The organism is Bacillus sp. FSL K6-1284, assembly GCF_038002625.1.
GTDB lineage: Bacteria > Bacillota > Bacilli > Bacillales > Bacillaceae > Bacillus > Bacillus paralicheniformis.
On the sequence record NZ_JBBOCW010000001.1, the window covers coordinates 4,252,126 to 4,272,340 of the forward strand.

17 protein-coding genes are annotated in these 20,215 nt (G+C 46.9%); 2 read left to right on the forward strand and 15 right to left on the reverse strand.

The genetic code is table 11. The features are described 5' to 3' along the window. Window position 1 precedes the first annotated feature (1 nt). Window positions 2–2,128, forward strand: a complete 2,127-nt coding sequence (locus MHB72_RS21635; RefSeq protein WP_216919667.1) for a cellulose biosynthesis cyclic di-GMP-binding regulatory protein BcsB — start codon at window positions 2–4, stop codon at window positions 2,126–2,128. A gap of 30 nt (window positions 2,129–2,158) precedes the next feature. Here MHB72_RS21635 and MHB72_RS21640 read toward each other — a convergent pair whose 3' ends face one another. The 15 genes from MHB72_RS21640 to iolA all read right to left on the reverse strand — a co-directional run bounded on the left by MHB72_RS21640 (window position 2,159) and on the right by iolA (window position 18,914). Further along, entirely contained in the window at window positions 2,159–3,448 is a 1,290-nt protein-coding gene (locus tag MHB72_RS21640) for a valine--pyruvate transaminase (protein WP_216919130.1), read from the reverse strand. After that, window positions 3,445–4,683: a DUF6421 family protein gene (locus tag MHB72_RS21645; RefSeq protein WP_216919128.1), complete on the reverse strand. Its 1,239-nt coding sequence runs from the start codon at window positions 4,681–4,683 to the stop codon at window positions 3,445–3,447. Before MHB72_RS21645 ends, MHB72_RS21640 begins: the two co-directional genes overlap by 4 nt. Continuing rightward, window positions 4,680–5,246, reverse strand: a complete 567-nt coding sequence (locus tag MHB72_RS21650; RefSeq protein WP_020453535.1) for a prephenate dehydratase domain-containing protein — start codon at window positions 5,244–5,246, stop codon at window positions 4,680–4,682. Before MHB72_RS21650 ends, MHB72_RS21645 begins: the two co-directional genes overlap by 4 nt. Before the next feature lies 1 nt (window position 5,247). Next, complete coding sequence (locus tag MHB72_RS21655; protein WP_216919125.1) at window positions 5,248–6,525, reverse strand: ATP-grasp domain-containing protein; 1,278 nt, start codon at window positions 6,523–6,525, stop codon at window positions 5,248–5,250. Further along, the gene (locus MHB72_RS21660) at window positions 6,482–7,420 is read right to left on the reverse strand and encodes a DMT family transporter (RefSeq protein WP_020453537.1); all 939 of its coding nucleotides are present in this window, start codon (window positions 7,418–7,420) and stop codon (window positions 6,482–6,484) included. The genes MHB72_RS21655 and MHB72_RS21660 overlap by 44 nt, the downstream gene beginning before the upstream one ends. Before the next feature lie 206 nt (window positions 7,421–7,626). Further along, window positions 7,627–8,505: a class II fructose-1,6-bisphosphate aldolase gene (gene fba, locus MHB72_RS21665; RefSeq protein ID WP_023856876.1), complete on the reverse strand. Its 879-nt coding sequence runs from the start codon at window positions 8,503–8,505 to the stop codon at window positions 7,627–7,629. Between the two features lie 21 nt (window positions 8,506–8,526). Beyond that, a complete protein-coding gene (gene iolI, locus MHB72_RS21670; RefSeq protein WP_023856875.1) occupies window positions 8,527–9,363 on the reverse strand; it encodes a 2-keto-myo-inositol isomerase in 837 nt (278 codons plus the stop codon). 66 nt (window positions 9,364–9,429) lie between these two features. Next, window positions 9,430–10,296 carry a sugar phosphate isomerase/epimerase family protein gene (locus tag MHB72_RS21675; protein WP_020453540.1) on the reverse strand — a complete coding sequence of 289 codons (867 nt, stop codon included), beginning with the start codon at window positions 10,294–10,296 and terminating at the stop codon, window positions 9,430–9,432. A 23-nt stretch (window positions 10,297–10,319) separates the two neighbouring features. Beyond that, window positions 10,320–11,354, reverse strand: coding sequence for a Gfo/Idh/MocA family protein (locus MHB72_RS21680; protein ID WP_020453541.1), 1,035 nt, complete (start codon window positions 11,352–11,354; stop codon window positions 10,320–10,322). Between the two features lie 23 nt (window positions 11,355–11,377). Beyond that, window positions 11,378–12,682, reverse strand: a complete 1,305-nt coding sequence (locus tag MHB72_RS21685) for an MFS transporter (protein WP_020453542.1) — start codon at window positions 12,680–12,682, stop codon at window positions 11,378–11,380. Between the two features lie 12 nt (window positions 12,683–12,694). Next, entirely contained in the window at window positions 12,695–13,597 is a 903-nt protein-coding gene (gene iolE / locus MHB72_RS21690; protein ID WP_216919123.1) for a myo-inosose-2 dehydratase, read from the reverse strand. A 13-nt stretch (window positions 13,598–13,610) separates the two neighbouring features. Beyond that, on the reverse strand, window positions 13,611–15,524 hold the full coding sequence (gene iolD, locus MHB72_RS21695) for a 3D-(3,5/4)-trihydroxycyclohexane-1,2-dione acylhydrolase (decyclizing) (protein WP_025810536.1): 1,914 nt from the start codon (window positions 15,522–15,524) through the stop codon (window positions 13,611–13,613). A gap of 31 nt (window positions 15,525–15,555) precedes the next feature. Next, the gene (gene iolC, locus MHB72_RS21700) at window positions 15,556–16,533 is read right to left on the reverse strand and encodes a 5-dehydro-2-deoxygluconokinase (RefSeq protein ID WP_025810535.1); all 978 of its coding nucleotides are present in this window, start codon (window positions 16,531–16,533) and stop codon (window positions 15,556–15,558) included. Between the two features lie 27 nt (window positions 16,534–16,560). Beyond that, window positions 16,561–17,376, reverse strand: a complete 816-nt coding sequence (gene iolB, locus MHB72_RS21705) for a 5-deoxy-glucuronate isomerase (protein WP_020453546.1) — start codon at window positions 17,374–17,376, stop codon at window positions 16,561–16,563. 74 nt (window positions 17,377–17,450) lie between these two features. Next, window positions 17,451–18,914, reverse strand: coding sequence for a methylmalonate-semialdehyde dehydrogenase (iolA, locus tag MHB72_RS21710; protein WP_020453547.1), 1,464 nt, complete (start codon window positions 18,912–18,914; stop codon window positions 17,451–17,453). Between the two features lie 469 nt (window positions 18,915–19,383). On the opposite strand from iolA, the gene MHB72_RS21715 reads away from it, so the two are divergent. Further along, complete coding sequence (locus tag MHB72_RS21715) at window positions 19,384–20,148, forward strand: DeoR/GlpR family DNA-binding transcription regulator (protein WP_025810534.1); 765 nt, start codon at window positions 19,384–19,386, stop codon at window positions 20,146–20,148. The last annotated feature ends 67 nt before the right edge of the window (window positions 20,149–20,215 follow it).

Sequence of the window (20,215 nt, forward strand, 5' to 3'; positions counted from 1 at the left end):
TTTGAAATATATCATCATATGTCTGGCAAGCCTTATGCTGATCACGGCGACGGGACAAGCTGCAGCTGCCAAAGACGTTACAGTAGACGGCTCGATCCTCGGGAAAAACAGCCGGGAACAAGCCGAACAGCAAGTTCTTACAAACGATCTCTTAACCTTGTACGGGGCAAAAGACAGCGCCGAGCTGACGTATCAAATTCCAGCGGGCGCCTCCTCTGCCCATCAGCAGCTCACACTTGAATACGAGGCCTCAGACCTTTTAATTTCACCGTCTTCTTTAACAGCCGAGATTGATGGCGAACCGGTCAAAACGGTTAAGCTTGCAGGGAATGCCGGGAAGAAAACGCTGAAACTCGCACTAAACAAAAGCCAGTCGTCTCCAGGGTTTCACAGCCTATCACTGAAGTTCTACGGTGTGGTTCATGAAGGCGTCTGCATCAGACAGGACTCTTCCGGGAACTGGATCAAAATTTACCCGGACAGCCGTCTGAATATCGGGGAAAAGAACGAATCTAAAGGAGTGACGCTCGAACATTATCCTTATCCGTTCGCCCAGTCCGGCAGCTCCGTGGAAAAAACGGCAATCGTCATACCGGACCATCCAAGTTCGGCTGAAATCGAAGCTGCAGTTAAAACAGAAGCCTACCTTAAAACGGTTGACAATAGCATCAGCACGAAGATCTTGGGTGAATCTGACCTGGCGAAAATCGACAGGCCGACGATTGTGATCGGCGTCCAGCATCACTGGAGCGGCAAAGTGAAAAAGCTGTTGAAACAAGCAAAGCTCGAAGCAAAAGAAGACAAGCTTTTGCTTGCGGAACGGATGCTCAAAGCAAAGGATAAGCAACAGCCTGTATTGTTTGCGGCTGCATCATCTGATGATGTGCTTTCTGAAAAGATCAGCGTTATTACCGACAAAACGTATGCCGCCCAGCTCAGCGGCGACACGCTGGCAATCGGCAAACTTCAGCAGCATAATAAACGGGAAGGCGGCAAGCTGACACTCGAGGATTTCGGGACGGGGGATTTGACAATCGGGTCCGGACAGACATCTTCCGAGCATTTTTATTACCCCGCACCGGCGCTATTAGACAAGAATCAACCTGCAAAGCTTTCGCTTACGATGAAAAAATCGGAGACGATTCAAAAGCAGGCCGGTCAAAGCGAGTTAGCTGCGGAACAAGCGGAGCTGAAGGTCATGATCAATGGTCAGCCTCATTCCGTCGGACTTGACGATTTAGGAAAAGAAGACAAAAACGGCTTTTACCATGTTTCTTTAAAAGTCGATCCGAAACTTTTGCAAAAAAACCGTTACATCGATATTCAATTTGCCACTTCAGGGTTGAAAGAGAACAACCCCTGCTATGCGGTGAACGGTGACAAGTGGATTTTCATCGATAAACAGAGTGCATTGTCTTACCACGTCAGCGACACATCAGCTTCAGCCGATTTTCAAGAGTGGCCGCTTCCCTACGCGGGAGATCAGGACAACAAAACGCTGATGATCCTGCCCGACAAGGCGGATCAGTCAAAGCTTCATGAACTTTCACTTGTGGTCGGCTCCTTCGGCAGCGAAGCCAGGCAGGCATTCACAGTGAAAACATCCGCTGAAGTCAAACCGGATGACATGAAAGGAAGAAACATCATCTTCATCGGAAGTGTCGATCAATTCTCTCTGCTGAAGGAAAAAACATCCGAATTGGCTGTTCCGACGGCGAAAAACGGGGCATTTGATGTGTCATCTTTTCAAATGCTGAATGAAACGACGAAACAAATCGCGTTTACTCAAACATCGCTTTGGGATTCAAATTACTCGATGGCTGTTTTCGCGCCGTTTAAAGGGCAAGGCACAGCTGTCACAAAAGAAATGATCAACTTTTTAAACAGCAATGATTTCGCAGCAACCGTCGTTAATGAAACGGACAGTCATCAGCTGTTTACAAACCATCAACAGCTGACAGCAAAATCCGCTGAAACCAAGACGGATGATAAACAAGAAAGCAATCAGCAACATGTGATGTACATTGCCATCCTGATCGTGATCATAGCGGCAGCGGTTATTCTGATTTTGACAACCGCCAGGCGGAGAAAAAGAAAGGCCAATGGCGGCGGAAAGATTGACGAATAAAACAGGGGCTTGCTTCTAGCCCCTGTTTTTTTATAAGTATTCAACCTGCTTCTCATATACATCCTTCACAATTTTAGCTAAAATATCGATTCCCCTTATGATATCTTCATCCGCCGCGGTTAGGCTGATTCGTATACACTGGTGCGAATGCGCCATGGGGCGGGATTGGTGGTGAAAGAAAGATGAGCCGGGAACGATGATGACTCCGTCGGCTTTCATGTACTCATACAGCGCGGCATCAGTCACCGGCAGGTCTTCAAACCACAGCCATCCGAAAAGCGCCCCTTCCCCTTGATGCAAATACCATTTGATGTCTTCAGGCATCTTGCCTAAAAGCGTATCCTTAAGCAGCTTGAATTTATTGCGGTAATACGGCCTGACTTCATTTAGCGACATGTCGGCGAGGCGCCCGTCATTCAAAACAGATGCCGCCATATACTGCCCCAGCCTCGAAGAATGGATCGCCGCATTAGACTGGAATGCTTCCATTGCCTGAATGTACCGGGACGGCCCGATGGCGATTCCGATCCTTTCGCCAGGCAGGCCTGCTTTTGAAAGGCTCATACAGTGGATAATCTGATCGTTGAAAATCGGTTCCATGTCGATAAAATGAATCGCCGGAAAAGGCGGAGCATATGCGGAATCAATGAACAGCGGAACATTCGCTTCTCGGCAGGCGTCTGAAATGAATGCTACATGTTCGCCAGGCAGGATGTTTCCGCAAGGATTGTTCGGCCGTGAAAGCAAGACAGCGCCGATGCACGGATCGGTCCTCATCCTCTCTAAAAACGCCTCACGGTCGAGCTCATATCGAAACGTATGATCATCCAATACCGAAATGAGAGGAGGTATCCCCTCAATCATCTCCCGCTCCAACGCCGCTCCGCTGTATCCTGAATAGTCGGGAAGCATCGGAATCAAGGCTTTTTTCATCACAGACCCGCTTCCCATTCCGCAAAACGAATTAATCGCCAGAAAAAAAAGCTGCTGGCTTCCGGCTGTAATCAGCACATTCTCTTTTCGAATGTCGGCGCGATACCGCTCTGAAAAGAAGCGGACAACACTTTCAATCAGTTCATCGGTTCCATAGCTCGATCCGTATTGGCCGATTACTGAAGAAAACCTGTCATCGTCGAGCAGATTGGCAAGAGCCGACTTCCACATGGCTGACACGCCGGGCAATATCATTGGATTGCCCGCACTTAAATTAATGTATGACCGATCTCCGCCGGCCAGGACTTCCTGAATATCGTTCATCACAGCCCTGACCCCTGTCTTCTCATTCATTTTCTCTCCGATTTTGCTTAATGCCGGCTTCACGCTTCCAGTCTCTCCCGCTCAAACCGAAGACGGGCGGTTTCGATTTTCTTATTGATCTCGTCAATGAAATATTGTTCCGGAACGCTGAACCGCTCGCCTTCACGCCCGGGAGGCAGGTATTGTCTGACATAGCGTTCCGCCGCCTCTTTGTATGCAGAGTCATCCTCGAGCTCTTCTAGCTGTTCGATTTCAGCCACAAGCTTTTTTAAATCGTCCATGCATCGGGAAAGATCAAGCGACACGGGTTTCTCTTCTCCTCTTTGAATGGAATGGCCGTTTTCAATGATCCAGCTGAACAGAAAATAGCCTGTCCCGGAATCAAAATTCCGCGTTGCATTATGCTGGCTTGGATAGCGCAGCAGCCGTTCATACAAAACAAATTCGATTATTTCCTCCCAGCCGTCATATTGCCGCTCCCACAAAGTGAGGATCGCTTGGCAATCGACCTTGACTTCTTCTAAAATGCCTGCGAAAAAATTCATTTTCGCCTGAATATGCAGATGAAAAGGTTTTTTTCCGCAATGATGAAAATAGTCATGAAGGTAGCCCCACAGCACCCTTGCTTCATATGTGCGGTCGGGGGAAAGCTGAGCCGACTTGAAAGGCGCATGTTCAAAAATGGCCCTCGCTCTTTTCAGCGTATCCTCATGGTAAATGTGATAAAACTTATTAAAATAGAAAATCGCGAATGTCTGTGATGTAATGTTCTCTTTTGTTTTCACATTTTCCGGGAAGAATACGATACATTTTTCTTCCGTGAACCCCTTTGTTCCGGCGAGAAGCTTGAGGGATTGACAGCCGTTTTCAGGATGGGGCAGCTCCTCTTCTACCGGCCTCATCATGGCAGGTTCTTCACGAACGGCCAAAAAGGCTTCAAAATAACAGCCTTTCGCATGTGGCCCATTCGGCGTCACGATCGGCGCCGCAAAAAAGGTCGTCTCCTGATCATTCGGAGCCCGGTAAGCCGTCAATAACCGGTCAAAATACGGCGTCTCCTCTAATCCGCGTCCGATCCAATCCAAGACGTCCTGTTTAAACGCCTCTTTTGCAGCCGTTAGGTGAACCGCTTCATAAATGGTTCCAGCGTCTTCTATCAATTGCAGCAGAAGCTGTTCCGCCCTTTCGTGACGCTCTGTAATCTGTCCTTTATCATTTTGGTACGTCTGTAATTCATGAATGTTCGGTACAATCTGCTCGTTGACCAAGTTTACAATGTCCCCTGTCAATGTCGTCATCGGCTTCCTCCTTCGATTGATTTAAGCCCGTGGATCGTAAAACACATCGGCACTTCTCCAAAATCTTGAATGACTTTCAAACGGTGTTCATCAGCTGCTTTAATCGTCGTGATACAGCCGTCAGCCGCGTTTGAAGCGCAGGCCAGGGCCGCTTGTGCATTGCTGGTGACAAATTGGACTTGACTGCTGAACAGCTTCGCCAGATGGGCGGGAGCAGGGTGTGAAGCGACGGTTTGAATGTCAGATGCCATCGTGTGCTGTTTTGCGGCAAAAACCATGTTGTATGTCGGCATCACAAAACTGTCTATGATCTTTAAGTCAGCGAGATTCTCGAATACAATTTGATGCAAAAACGGGTAAACGGCGCAGCCTAAAAGAACTGAATTTTCTGTCGATTTAACATGAGGGAGCGCTTCTTCCAACGTTTCATAAAGCCTGACTTCCCCGCGAACCCCTTTGTTTTTGAGCCAAAGCAGGCCGGCTTTTTCGCAGTTCGTGCCTTTGGGACCGAGCGTATGGACAATCATCACGGCTTGTTCTTCCTGCACTTTAGTCGAGATCATCTTAACCTCCTATTGTACCCGTCAAATTATTTTGATATATGATATGAAGCTCATCATCCAGTTCCCGGTAGAAAGCTGCGCATTCTTCATATGAATGATGGCTTGTGAATATAAATCCGGGATAACCGGAAAAATGCGGGTACGGCAGAATTTTCGCGCCTTTTCTCATAAATTGAAACACCCGCTTTACCTCCGGCCTCTGTTTGACTTCTTCCAGTCCGTCGATTTTTTCAAAAGTGCCGGAGCCCTGTACAGGAATGATATAATTGCCGGCTGTCCTTACAGGCCGGATCTCTTCTTTAAACTCGCTGCTCTCCAGCGGCTTTATTGCGTTTTGCAAGACAAGCTGCATAAAATTGATGCCCGTGCTCTCTTTGACGATGTAATGCGAAACCCCTGAACCGCCGATTCTGGCGCCCACCTCGATAACATAAGGTGTTCCGTCCTTGTCCAGCCTCAGCTCCGTATGAGCCGCCCCCTGATGAATGCCCAGCGCTGAAACGGCTCCTGTCACTTCCTTAACAATCGCAAGGCGCGTCTCTTCTTTCAATTGAGCCGGAGCAATATAGACGCCTTCTTCAAAAAACGGACCTTTGCTGTTCCCTTTGTATCCAATCGAAAGAACATGTACGTTTCCTTGAATCGACAGCGTTTCAATCACAAATTCCGGCCCATCGATAAATTGCTCGGCTATGATGCCCGTTTTGCCGTGTACGAATCGATTAAGGTCCGTCTCGTTAACGGCCTCGACTTTCCTGACGGCCTCCTCAAGCTCCTTCCAATCATCAACACGGACGACGCCCTGGCTTGAAAAGCCGTTGACCGGCTTAACAACTAATGGATAAGTCAGTTTCCTGTCTTCGAGATCAGCGAGCGTATGGAACTCGTGGAAAACCGGCGTATTCAGGCCGTTTTGCTGAAGGATGCTGCGGGTTTTATTTTTATTGCGGCAGTTTTCCATTGTTGTGAAAGAAAGCCCCGGCAGATTCAAAGCTTCAGCGGCTTTTGCCGTGAAAGGCAATGCCGGCTCAAACAGTGTCACAACGCCGTCAAACGGAAATTCGACAAATGTCTGTTTGACGATTTCCAGCGCCGCTTCTTCATCTTCAAATAACGGCAGCGGCACACAGCGTTCCACAGCCGGAAGATTGCCCGGGAAATCTTCGGCTGAATTGTAAAAGAACGTGACCTTCAATCCTAAATGCTCAGCTTCTTCAAAAATAAATGGCAAGTGCTTATTTTGACAAATGATGGCCAAGTTTTTGTTTCGTATCGTCAATTTTCGCGATCCTCTCTTCTTTTTTTAAGTTGATGAACATCACACCGAATATGACAAACAGCGTTCCTAAATAAATATTCGCATTCAGTTTTTCATCCAGAAACAGAAATCCGATATAAAGCGCAATGACGGGGGAGATAAACAAGTGGGAAGTCGCTTTTGAGATGTGCCATTTTTTAAGCAGATAAATGTTGATCCAAAAACCCAATATCGAGCCGACAACCGCTAAATAAAGCAGCGCATAAAGGCTCACGCCGGAAAACGTTCTTGTCCCGCTTTCAAAGATGAGGCTGCTGATGAGCAATACCGCTCCACCGCTCAGCATCGAAAGGGAGTTAAAGCTTAAGATCGGAAGCGAACGAATTCTCTGTTGTACTTTGATTTGAATAAAAGCCGAGCCAAACATCGCACACAAAATCACAATCATGGCGACGATTTCAATAACATCGACTTTGATCAACAGCTGATTGCCAAACACGATTGTAATGCCAAGCAACGCAAGGCAAATGCCCCATTTCTGCAATTTCGTCGCCGGTGTCCCTTTGACAAGGCGGTTGATCATCAGGGCAAAGACTGAAATGCTAGCCGCTAATATAGACACCAACCCGCTCGGCAAATAAAGAGAGGCCCAATAAACAGATCCAAATGGAACGGAAAAATACATGATGCCGTTCAAAAACGACAGCACCAGCAGTTCCTTTGACAGCACAAACTGCCTTCGTATTAAAAGAAACGCCGCGATCAAAATGCTTGCGATCATAAACCGCATGCCCGCGGACCAAAATGGAAGGCTGTCACTCAACCCGGCTTTTTGAAAAGCCCATGTCGTCCCGCCGATCAAACATAATACAATAAATAAAATATGAACCCGATACTTTAAAACGTTTGTCCGCATAGCATTCACCTGATTTTGTTATTGTCTTGCTGTCATTTATTTTCAGAAAATAAAATCTTTTCTGATCAAAATGGATTATGAGGGAAATTATAACTATTATATCAATTACAGTCAATCATTCTTTTGAACCTTTAGAATATCTTTACAAATACTGCGCACAAAAAAACACTCACTTCGATAAGTGAGTGAGGCGATACGGGTCTAGATTATATTTCTATCTTTTGGGTGCATACCGCTTTTCCGGATGACCCGAATTCTCTCATTTTATGTTTGACCGTTTCTTTGACTGCGCTGATCCCTGGCGTCATATAGGCGCGGGGTTCATATAAATCGGGATTGTCTTTAAACATGCTGCGCGTTTTCTCGGTCCAGGCCACCATGCATTCGGTATTAATGTTGATTTTCGCATGGCCCAGACGGATCGTTTTAGCGATTTGATCAGCCGGGATGCCCGAAGCTCCATGAAGAACAAGCGGAATGTCCGTCACCCGTGAGATTTCTTCCATTTCCTTAAATCCTAAATTAGGCTCGCCTTGGTATTTTCCATGAACAGAGCCGAGCGCGGCTGCTAAAGCATCGATACCGGTTTCTTTGACAATGCGTTCGCATTCACCGATGTCGGCATACTGCACCCCGCCGATGAGCCCGTCTTCCATGCCCCCTACGGTGCCAACCTCTGCTTCAACCGAAACATTGCGAATTCCGGCGTATGACACGACCTCTTTTGTCATGGCGATGTTTTCATCGATTGGTGAATGCGAGCCGTCGATCATGACTGAGCTAAAACCGGCGTCAATCGCTTGCTTGCAGCGCTCCGGATTTTTGCCATGGTCAAGGTGAAGGACGACGGGAACGGAGATCGACATTTCCTCAATCAAAGCCGCAACCATTGCGGAAACCGTCTTAAATCCGCCCAAATAATCGATGAGCCGGTCTGAGGCGGCCGCGATGACAGGTGACCGTTCCTCTTCCGCCGCCTGTAGAATCGCTTTTGTCCATTGAAGACCGTTAATATTAAATTGACCGATTGCATAATGATGTTCCTTTGCTTCTTGAAGAAGTTCTTTCATGGAAACGAAAGCCACGTTCACCCCTCCTATCCCGTATTAAATCTTGAAGTATTTTGAAACAACTTCAACTGTTGTTTCTTTGGCCGTTCGAATCGTTTCTTCCGCGCTCAGCTTATAGTATTCAGGTCTGAACAATTCAACTGACACGACATCCGAAAAACCGATGTCTTTCAAAGTTGATAAGTGGGCATCCAAGTCGATGGCCCCTTGTCCCGGCCAAACGCGGTCTTCATCTCTTAAAAAGCCGATTGGGAAGTCTTCCGTATCATCGATATGATAAATGAAAATCTTCTTGCCGTCCGCCTTTTTCAAATCCTCAATGTCCGAACCCATTGCATGGAAGTGGAAGCTGTCAAGAACAAGGCCGACATTATCGCGGTTCACGGTCATGACGATGTCATAGGCCTGGCTGAACGTATTGACTGTGCACTCCGGATGACCGACAAACTCGACAGCGATCTTTACACCGTACGGCTCCGCGATGTCTGACAGCTCTGTCAGCACTTCGACGGAGCTCGCTTTAATATCTTCTTTTAAGATTTTTTGTTCGGTGACAAGCGGTACCGCGACCACATATTTCACACCAAGCGTTTTGCATGTTTCCATCATGCCTTTAAATTCTTCGATGATTTCACGGTGCCCTTTTTCATCGCGGTTGTTGAAAAAGACAAGGGCATTCAAGGCCAGCGGCTTAATATGATGCGTCTGAAAATACTCGGCTAACTCTGAGAGAGAATGGTCTTTTAAATATTCGGGCAGCTTATCCATCGTCCGGATTTCGATATAATCGTATCCGTGCTTCTCACAGTATTCGAGGTCTTTTGCTAGGTTTGAATTTTCCAACGTCGTTGCTTCATTAAAGCATAGCTTCATATTAGATTCTCCTTATCTAAATATCCTTGTGAAGAGAGAGTTCGGCAGGGCGCCGAACTCAGGGGCTTATCCTAGTAATTCCTGTTTCAGCTTTTCAAGCATGAATCTGCTTGATTCATCCGCTCTTTCGTCAACCCAGGCAAACACGGCATTCGTCGCTATTCCGTCGAACTTCATCTCTCTCAGCTTTCTGAAAATCGTATCAAAATCAACCTCGCCTTGGCCAATGTCCAAATGCTGGTGAACCGTTACTTTCGCGTCAGGCGGATTGACGATGTAGCGAAGGCCATGAGCCGCTTTATGATTATAAGTATCTGCAAATAAAACATGTGTGAGACGGTCGCCGGCTTCGTCAAACATTGTCTCGATGTCGCCTTTTCCGTCGTCATAGAAGAATGTGTGCGCAGTCGAGTAGACAAGATTGATCCAGTCCTTGTCAAGCGCTCGGATCATATCCATCGCACCTTTGTGTGTTTCGATAAAATCGTATGGATGGGCTTGAAGATTGAGTTTAATACCTTCTTTTTCAAAGACTGGCAGAAGCTCATCCATGGATTTGATAAATTTTTCTTCACTTGTTAAAGGATCGTATTTTGAACCGCTGAATTCGCTGTTCATCAAATCGACTTCAAGCTCAACCGCAATTTCGATCGCCCTTTTCCAATTGCGCACCGCTGCCTGACGGCGATCTTCATCAGGACCGGCCCAGTGGTAAAGCGGAAGGAGCGATGAAAGCTTAACACCGGAATCTTTTAAAAGCCGCTTTAATTGTTTGATTTTAGCTGAATCGACTTTCGGATATTTATAGAATGGACAAAAATCTTCGCGCGGCGATAGTTCGATATATTCGTAGCCAAGCTCCGCCGTTTTATAGACCGTTTCCTCCAAAGTTAAATCATCGCGATACATCGATGGATCCAATGCTAATTTCATACTTTTCACTCCTCGGAAAGTTTTTATTTTTGAACAGTTGTAAACGTTTGATAGAATTTCGGTTTCTCTTGAAGCGCCACAGGTTCTTTCTGTCCGGATTCCTGAGCTTTTACGCAGGCATCCGTCGTCACGGCGGCGATATAGCCGTCCCATGCAGTCGGCCCGCTGACCTCGCCTTTCTGTTGGATCGAGTCAATGAAATCTTGGATTTCTACATCATAAGCGTCTACAAAGCGGCGCTGCCAATCCATGAGAATATCCGTCGAGAATTTTCCGTCTTTTCTGAGAGAGATGCTTGATGGTTCAGGAAGCTTCACGATTCCGTCTTCTCCGACGATTTCACACTGGATATCGTAGCCGTATTTGCAGTTGACATAGATTTCCGCATTGATCACGACTCCGCCTTTCGTTTCGATGATGACGATTTGCGGATCACGCAAATGAGGGAGCGCGTTTTTCGATTTTTTCGGATAAATAACCTGAACGGATTCGTAATCGTCATTGATCAGCCAGTGCAGGGCGTCTATTTCATGGACAAGCGTATCGACAACAGCCATATCTGTCGTATAGTTGTCGCCTACAACCGGGTTGCGGTGCGCACAGTGGATCATGAGAGGCTCGCCGATGACCCGGTTGTCGATCGCTTCTTTCAGCTGTACGTAACCGCTGTCATAACGGCGCATAAAGCCGACTTGAACGAGACGTTTGCCCGCTTTGATTTCTTCATTGACGATCCGCATGCATCCTTCCGCAGTCGTCGCCAGAGGCTTTTCGCAAAATACGAATTTGTTCGCTTTAATCGCTTTCAAAACGCTTGATTCATGTGCCGGTCCCCAGCTTGTGACTAAGACTGCGTCTACATTTTCGGCTGCGATGAGACTGTCGTCATCCGGGTAGACCTTTGCATTCAGGCTGTAGTCTGTTACAACTTGCTGAGCTGCCTCCTGGTTTACATCGGTGACCGCGACAATTTCGCCGCCGGCTAATTTATTCGTGATGCGGTTGATGTGTTCTTTTCCGATTGCTCCTGTACCAATAACACCAATGCGTAATTTCATTGATAGCCACTCCTTCAAAATAATTACATAATTTTTCTTGTTTGCACTTGCCCAGCTTGAGCCGGAGGAGTCCCATACAGCTCTTCCTGAATTTGTTCAAGCGACTTACCGGATGTATTCGGTGCAAAAAAGAGCCCGATGAGCATGCTGGCCGTTACACATCCAAGGAGAATGGCCGCCATAAATGCAATTCCAAAATTCGAGATGATCATTGGAACGAAAAGGCTCCAAGCCCCGATTGAAATACGAACGAGGAAGAACATCAATCCTTGTGCAGATGCGCGATATTCCGTCGGGAAAATTTCACTCGCCCATAATTGATAATTGGCCTGTTGCCCGGCCCCATTGTTTAGGCCGATCATCACGATAAAGAGGATGAGGATCGGCATGCCCTCTGCCGGAAGCAGAAACAATGACCAGCCGATCACCGCTGCAAATGCGGAGATCCCAAACACTGTCTTCCTGTATTTGTCTGCAAACGGCATGAAGATAAAAGCGACGCCAAGCCCGGTGAAAATAAACAGCCCCATCTGCAAAATGTTTGCCATGGTCGCTGACACATCGCCGACCTGCTGATAAATGTAAGGCATAAAAAACCCCATGACACCTGCAGCCAGATTCCAAACCAAGTACACGCCCATTAAAAATAAAATGCTTTTCAAATACTTAGGCTGAAGCAAATCGAGATAAGACGCCTTCGGCTTCCTGACGGCTTGAGCCGATTCGGATTGACCCTGCCAGGCATCGGATTCCGGCAGCCTTTTTCGCAGAACATATGTGATCAGTGCGATAACGAGCAAATGCCCAAACACGATTTTATTGCCCAATAAGCCTATATCACCGAGGAGGACCGACAGCAGCAGGACCACCACCGCTCCCGCCGCCCATGCGACCTGCGCAACACCGCAATGACGGGCCCTGTTTTTCTTAGGTGCGTTCTCCGCGATGATCGTCCAGGAAGCCGTAATATCAGCTCCTACCGATAAACCGATAATAATGTAACCGCTTAACAAAAAGGGAAAGCTGGTGCCGAACAATACTAAACAAATCCCCAGTGCATAAACCAGCATACTGTTCGTATAGACAGCCTTTCGGCCAATCTTGTCGGCCAAAAAGCCTCCGAGCAGCGCTCCGATTGCCGCTGAGATGGCGTTGGCGCTAAACGCGCCGAGCAGTCCGATCTGTGTATCAGAAAGCTTTAGGTAACTGACCCATAAAGATAATCCTGCCGATCCTGCGACAATGGAGCCTGCATCAATGTAATTTGCCAAAGCTGCTGCGACGGTTCGTTTATTGAATGGTGAGACTGCTGCACTTCCATTGCTCAATTTAGAGCCCCCCTAATTGGTTGCTGGGACATTCAACAAGTGACGATCGATGTACTTTCTGGCGATCAATGCGTATTCAAGCGGGTTGGCAACATCGGGATCCTGCTCGGCTTCCACAACGATCCAGCCGGAATAGCCGTGCTTTAATAGCGTTTGATAGACTTCTCTAAAATCGATGCAGCCATCGCCTGGAACAGTGAACATCCCTTGCAAAAACGCCTGTTGGAACGATTTTCCTTCCCGCTTGCATTTCTCTATGATCTTGTGGCGCGCGTCTTTAAAATGAACGTGGCCAATACGGTCCATATGCTTCTCTAGTATGTTCATATAATTTCCATCTGAAATGTAGGCATGCCCAGTATCATACAGAAGGTGCACGAGGGCCGGGTCAGTTCCCGCCATGAGCCGGTCAACCTCTTCCTCTGTCTGCACGCCTGTGCCGAGGTGATGATGATAGACAAGCTTCAGGCCGTACCGGCCGGCGATTTCCCCGAGGTGATTTAACCCTTCAAATAGCCGCTGCCATTCTTCATCGGTGAAATAAGGTTTTTCTTTAAACACGTTTTTATTCAGGCCCTGCACGCTGTACGTCTGTTCTGATACGACCGCAACATCGGCATGGACGTCTTTCAAGTACTGGCAGTGAGCCGCAAATTCCTTGGCTGCTTCTTCAATGCCGTCCCGAATGATATAGCTGCTGAACCACTTGCCGGCAATCCTTAGATTTCGCAGCTCGAGCTCTTTATTGAGAATGGCCGGTTCCGGAAAAAAGCCGCCCACTTCTGTGCCTTGAAAGCCTGCAACAACAATGTCGCTCAACAAATGCTGAAGTGTGTTTCCCGCGCCGATTTCCGGAATATCATCGTTCCGCCACCCTATGGGGGCGATGCCCCATAGAATTTGTGTCTTGCCCATCCTGGTGCCTCCTTTAATACTGCTTTGCAGATTTCAGCATTTTTTCTTTTGCTTCATACGCCTTTTGCACGCTTTCCTGTTCGGAAACCTCTGCAACACCTACGTGCCACCAGCTGTCATAGCCGTCCGTCATCGTCTTCGGCAACACCTTCATTTCGATCAATGTTGAGACATCTTGTTTTTTGGCATCTTCAAGCGCCGCTTTTAATTCTTCAATCGTGTTCGCTTTGTAGGTTTTTGCTCCATACCCTTCGGCCACTTTCGCGTAGTCGACATTGAGAATCTGATTGTCTGCTGTTCTGAATTCGCAGAAGTAGCTGCCGCTTCCATGGTCCATTTGCAGGTTGTTGATACAGCCGAATCCTGAGTTGTCAAAGAGCAGCACGTTGATTTTTTTATTATATTGAATTGCTGTAATGAGCTCTGAGTGGAGCATCAGGAAGCTTCCGTCTCCGACCAGTGAATAAACCTCTCTATCAGGATGAGCCAATTTCAAGCCGAGTGTTCCCGATACTTCATATCCCATGCAGGAATAGCCGTATTCCAAGTGGTACGTATTCGGTTCGTTTGAATGCCACAGCCGCTGCAGATCCCCCGGCAAAGAGCCTGCTGAACAAATGACGACGCTGTCCGGATCAACTGTTTCATTGATGGCGAGCAATGCCGTTGTTTGCGGCAGTTCGGTTTGCAGCACATCCGCGTATTCGTTGAGTATTTCTTGAGAAAAATGATCTTTAATTTCAGGTGTGAAGTTTTCACGCTTAAATGTTACCTTGCTCAAACGGTCACGCTCAGCAAGCCACTCGTCTTTCAGCTCCTTGATGATCGAACCGAATTCGCTCTTATAGCCTTCCAATAAACCGTGCAGCTTGCCGAGTGTTACTTTTGCATCGGCAACGACTTGGAAAGCATCCAGTTTATATGCCTGCATTCTGTTGACATTGATGTTTAAAAACTTTGAGTTGTCAAAGTCAAAAGCGGTTTTTGATGATGTCGCGAAATCGGTATAGCGCGTGCCGATTCCAATGATCAAGTCAGCCTCGCGAGCCGCTTTGTTTGCCGCTAGCGTACCTGTGATGCCCATTCCACCCAAGTTGTTGGCAAAATCAGCTTCCACTGTAGATTTTCCGGCCTGGGTTTCCACCAGCGGAATATTGTACGCTTCAGACATGGCGATCAGTTCGTCGCGCGCTCCGGAATATTTCGCTCCGCCGCCGACCAAGATGAGCGGTTTTTTGCTCGACTTGATCAGCTCTGCCGCTCCCTTCAATTCACGCTCACTCGGCTCTTTGCGGTCAATATAGTGAACGCGTTTCTCAAAAAAGCTTTCATCGAAATCATAGGCTTCCCCTTCAACATCTTGAGAAATGCAAACCGTTGCAGGACCCGCTTTTGCAGGATCTGTCATCACTTCAAAAGCGCGAATCAGACTGCTCATCAACTGTTCAGGGCGCGTAATCCGGTCCCAATACCTCGAAACAGGCTTCAAAGCATCGTTCGTCGTAATCGCCGCACTGTATTCCTGTTCTACTTGCTGAAGAACAGGATCAGGCTGTCTCGTTGCAAATGTATCAGCCGGAATCAAGAGAACCGGAATATTGTTCGCAAGCGCCGTACCTGCGGCGGCCACAAGGTTAGCTGCTCCCGGTCCGACTGATGTTGATACAGCATAGATCTTCCTCCTCAGCATCTGCTTGCTGTAAGCCATTGCCGCATGTGCCATTCCCTGCTCATTCTTGCCTTGAAACACCTTTAAATGGCCCGCATCCTGTTCAAGCGCCTGGCCGATGCCAACGACGTTCCCATGGCCGAAAATCGTAAAGATCCCCTCGACAAACGGTGTTTCTTCACCATCTACATGGATGTACTGCTGATTTAAGAATTTAATTAACGCTTGTGCTGTGGTTAAACGTATTTTCTTGCCCACAAACGATCCCACCTTTATTCATATTCTTCATTTAAGACTGAGCCGCGATAAGCTCTTCAATCTCGGCGACTGTCGGCATCGCTTCAGATGAGCTGTGCTTGGAAACAACAATGGATGCGGAAGCGCTTCCGTATTTCAGCGCAGTTTCAATATCTTTGCCTGAAACGAGTCCGTAGAGGAAAGCGGAAGCGTATGAATCCCCCGCTCCAAACGTTTTTAAGACCTTCGTTTTGTATGCTTTCGCCCGGAAGATGTCTCCGGATTTGCTGTATGCATATGAACCTTCGACACCGTGCTTGATAACGACAAGATCTGCGGAATGTGCAAACAAATGCTGAACAGATTCTTCATTGCTGCCGCCGCTCTTATTTTCCATTACATCAAACTCATCACGCGTTCCGATGACAATGTCTGATTGTTCGGCAACAAGCGTATAGTAAACGGACGTTTCCTCCGCAGATGTCCACGTATATGGACGATAGTCAAGCTCAAAGACCACTTTCACTTGATGCTTTTTCGCCAGCTGCACGGCTTTCAGCACCGCTTCGCGGGAAGGGCTTTTAGCCAGCGCCGTACCTGACACAAGAAGCATCTTCGATTTTGCAATATAGTCTTCGTTCACTTCAGAAGGGGCAAGGTAAAGATCTGCAACATCATCCCTGTACATTAAAATGCTGCATTCTTCAGGGCTTAAAATTTCTGTGAAAGCAAGCCCCGCTTTATGTCCGTCTTTATCGACCGCCATTTGTGACGTATCGACACCCGTATTTCTCATATAGGTTTCGATGAATCTGCCGTGCTGGTCATCCGGAATCTTGCCGATAAAGCCAGTCTTCAATCCTAATTTGGAACTGCCGATTGCAATATTAGCCGGGGAGCCGCCGACATATTTTGAAAATGTCATCGTCTGCTCCATCGGTCTGTTGTATTCGACTGCGTTTAAATCGATGCATGCGCGGCCGATCGCTACAATGTCAAATTCTTTCTCTTCATTAAACGTATACCTCATCTTCAACAGCCTCTCCTTGCCTTATTGTTAGCGTTCCAAAATCCATTCATGGTCAGGGTCGTTATGAAACTTCCATTTCCGCGTCGGCCCTGCCATCACGTTTAAATAATAGGATGTGTATCCGTCAGGCACCCCGACAGGATGGTATCCGGCCGGCACGATGACAACGTTTCCATTTTCAACAGTCATCGTCTCGTCGATAGAACGGTCATCTGTGTAGACGCGCTGAAATACAAAGCCTTGCTGTGGGTCAAGTTCATGGTAGTATGTTTCTTCTAAAAAGGACTCTTCAGGCAGGTTGTCTTGATCATGCTTGTGCGGCGGATAGCTGGACCAGTTTCCGCTTTCAGTGTAGACTTCGACGACTAAAAGGCTGTTCGCTGAAGGATCTGAATCCGGAAGTATGTTATGAACGGTTCGTTTATTGCTGAATTTCCCGCGGTTTTCAATACCGTTGTCTTCAGCTTTGATCAGTTTCGTCGGCAGCTGATTTTCAGAAGGGGAATAGCACAGGGCAACTCTTGCCTCTGTAACCGCGGTAATGCCGAACTTGCGGTCATTTGACACATACACGCTGTCGGTCGGCTTTCTTTCGAAAACGCTTTCTCTCGTGCCGATATTTTCAAATGTCTGTTCATGATCGGTTACGGTAATCTTTCCGGTAAGCGCGACGATGCAGCATTCTTGTTTGCTCAGCGATTCTTCATAGCTGGATCCCGGTGCGAGATCAAGGACTTTAAACTCGACATAACTGAGATCCGAATTCGATTTTTTCACTTCGTGTACAAGCTTCACGCCTTGTGACAGCTCATTCGCCTGCGGCTTGCGCAACAAATGACTCATGGATAAAGCCTCCTTTTCAAACTTGAAACATGATCCGAACAGCGCGGGAACCGCGCCGCTCGGTTTTTTCACAATTAATTGAAGTCAGGCGCCGGATATCTTGCAGTGACGACCTTTTTGCGCGTATAGAAATCGACGCTGTCTTTTCCGTTCGCATGCAATGTGCCAAAGAACGAAGACTTCCATCCTGAGAACGGGAAGAATGCCATCGGAGCCGGTACGCCCAAGTTGATACCGAGCATTCCCGCATCAATGTTTTCACGGAAATAGCGGATCGCATTCGAATTCGATGTGAACAAACATGCGCCGTTTGCAAATTCGGATTGGTTGGCGATGTCAACCGCTTCTTTCAAGTTCTTCACACGGATGACTGACAATACAGGAGCAAAAATCTCGTCTTTCCAGATCGTCATATCAGTTGTGACATTGTCAAAGATTGTCGGGCCGACGAAATAGCCTTCATCTGTCACATTTTCACGTCCGTCGCAGACAAGTCTCGCACCCTCTTCAACTCCTTTTTGTATATAGCCGAGTGTGCGTTTCTTGTTGTCTTCGCGAATGACAGGTCCGAGGAATACACCGTCGTCAAGTCCGTTTCCGATTTTGACTTCAGATGCTTTCTGAACCAATTTCTCCATGAATTCATCTGCGATCCCTTCCTCAACCGTCACTACTGCACATGCCATACAGCGTTCGCCGGCAGATCCGAAAGCAGCGCCGATAATATTTGTTACCGTGTCTTCAAGATTGGCATCGTTCAGAACGATGGTGTGGTTTTTAGCGCCTGTCAGCGATTGAACGCGTTTCAGGTTTTCGCTTCCTTTTTTATAGACATATTCTCCGACCGGTTTTGAACCGACGAATGAAATCGCTTTAATTTCCGGGTGTTCGAGAATGCCGTTTACTACATCATGCGCACCGTATACGACATTGAAGACCCCTTTAGGAAGTCCGGCTTTTTCAAACAGTTCAACAAGCTTTTCCGTCAGGAGCGGCGTCCGCTCGGAAGGTTTCAGAATAAATGTGTTTCCTAACGCAATGGCCATCGGGAACATCCAGCACGGTACCATCATCGGGAAGTTAAATGGGGCAATTCCGCCGACGACTCCGATCGGGTAACGGTAGTTCGCCGCTTCAACATCGGTTGCAATTGAAGCAAGTGAATCTCCCATCATCAGGGATGGTGCTCCAGCTGCAAACTCGACATTCTCGATGCCGCGTCCAACTTCGCCCAACGCTTCTTTCGTGTTTTTTCCGTTTTCAATCGTGATGAGGTGGGCGAGCTCCTCTTTATGCTGAGTCAAAAGCTGCTGAAAGTTAAATAGAATTCTTGCCCGGCGCGGAACGGCTACTTTTGACCATGTCTTAAACGCTTCAGCCGCTGTTTGCGCTGCGTATTCGATATCCTCGCGCGTCGAAATCGGCACCTGGCAAAGCACTTCTTTCGTCGCAGGATTGACTACATCTTCGTATTTGTCGGTTTTGCTTTCAACCCATTCTCCATTAATATAGTTTCTTAACTTTCTGATTTCTGCCATTCTTATAACCTCCTTGAATATTAAACATCTCCTGGTACAGATGGGGCAGGTTCCAGCCATTATGTATGAATGCCGAACGGCTCTTCAGTGCATAACGGATTTTCGCAAAAAACAGGAATTAAACGCTTACAAAAGAAATTAATGAATAGAACGATGATTTTATCAAAAGAACCGCAACGCAATAAAACGTTTACACTCAGAAATTTCTCAACTTTATCACGTTTTGGTCACTTCTTGGTTATATTCTAATCCGGTCTTACCCATAAGTCAATCAAAATCATTAAATTTTTCTTTTGTAAGATTTATAGAAAACCTTAAAATGATTTAGAAAAACATTGTATAATAAAAAGAAACAGGACAAATCTTGCAAAAAACAGCCACCAATGTTATCATTTTTTAAGCAATTATTGGTTAACTTTTGGATTTATTATATATATTTATCCAAATATACTAGAAGGAGATACTTGGTATGAAGTTAATGCGGATCAAAGAAATGGAAGAATATATTTTGACCAATGGCACCGTTTCACTTGATGAGCTTTGCCAGGTCTTTAATGTTTCCAAAAACACGGTCAGACGCGACATTAACAAGCTGACCGAGAAAGGAGTCATAAAAAAAGTCTACGGCGGCGTAACGGCGATCGAAAAAACGGCCTTAATCCCATTTGAAAACAGAACCATTCAAAACAAGGATGCCAAGATGAAAATCGCGCACTACGCTTCACGCTTTATTGAAGACCATGACCTGATCTTTATCGATTCCGGCACAACGACCCAATCCATATTGGAAACTCTTGATCCAAATAAAAATGTAACCGTTTTAACGAACAGCCTCGACATTATCAACGCTGCTGCCGCGATGCAAAATATAAACTTGATCATCATCGGCAGCAACTATAAACGGAAAACGCAGTCTTTCGTCGGCATGGATGATCCGGGAACATTGGATAAATATAATATTAATAAAGCTTTCATGTCGGCAACAGGAGCAACACTTACCCATGGACTGACGAACTCCGATCTGCTTGAATATGAAATTAAAAAGAAAATATCCGAAAAAGCAAAACAAGTATACTTGCTGGCCGACCATTCCAAATTCGGGAAGTCGACCTTGCTGACGTACGCGCCGTTTGACAGATTACACGCGATCGTCACATCTCAGGCGCTGGATGAGGAATATCACGAGTACTGTAAAGAGCGCAACATTGAAATCCATTTGGCAAAACATGTATAGTTGAAGTGGACACCCTTGACCGGCTGTATCCAAGCGGCCGGCCAAGTTTATTGATCAACATATCATT

Bases quoted from the DNA above. Each gene is read 5' to 3' on its own strand.
- MHB72_RS21645 (WP_216919128.1), bottom strand. From the start codon at position 4,683: ATGACGACATTGACAGGGGACATTGTAAACTTGGTCAACGAGCAGATT.
- MHB72_RS21650 (WP_020453535.1), bottom strand. From the start codon at position 5,246: ATGATCTCGACTAAAGTGCAGGAAGAACAAGCCGTGATGATTGTCCAT.
- MHB72_RS21660 (WP_020453537.1), bottom strand. From the start codon at position 7,420: ATGCGGACAAACGTTTTAAAGTATCGGGTTCATATTTTATTTATTGTA.
- iolI (WP_023856875.1), bottom strand. From the start codon at position 9,363: ATGAAGCTATGCTTTAATGAAGCAACGACGTTGGAAAATTCAAACCTA.
- MHB72_RS21675 (WP_020453540.1), bottom strand. From the start codon at position 10,296: ATGAAATTAGCATTGGATCCATCGATGTATCGCGATGATTTAACTTTG.
- MHB72_RS21680 (WP_020453541.1), bottom strand. From the start codon at position 11,354: ATGAAATTACGCATTGGTGTTATTGGTACAGGAGCAATCGGAAAAGAA.
- iolE (WP_216919123.1), bottom strand. From the start codon at position 13,597: ATGGGCAAGACACAAATTCTATGGGGCATCGCCCCCATAGGGTGGCGG.
- iolC (WP_025810535.1), bottom strand. From the start codon at position 16,533: ATGAGGTATACGTTTAATGAAGAGAAAGAATTTGACATTGTAGCGATC.
- iolB (WP_020453546.1), bottom strand. From the start codon at position 17,376: ATGAGTCATTTGTTGCGCAAGCCGCAGGCGAATGAGCTGTCACAAGGC.
- iolA (WP_020453547.1), bottom strand. From the start codon at position 18,914: ATGGCAGAAATCAGAAAGTTAAGAAACTATATTAATGGAGAATGGGTT.
- MHB72_RS21715 (WP_025810534.1), top strand. From the start codon at position 19,384: ATGAAGTTAATGCGGATCAAAGAAATGGAAGAATATATTTTGACCAAT.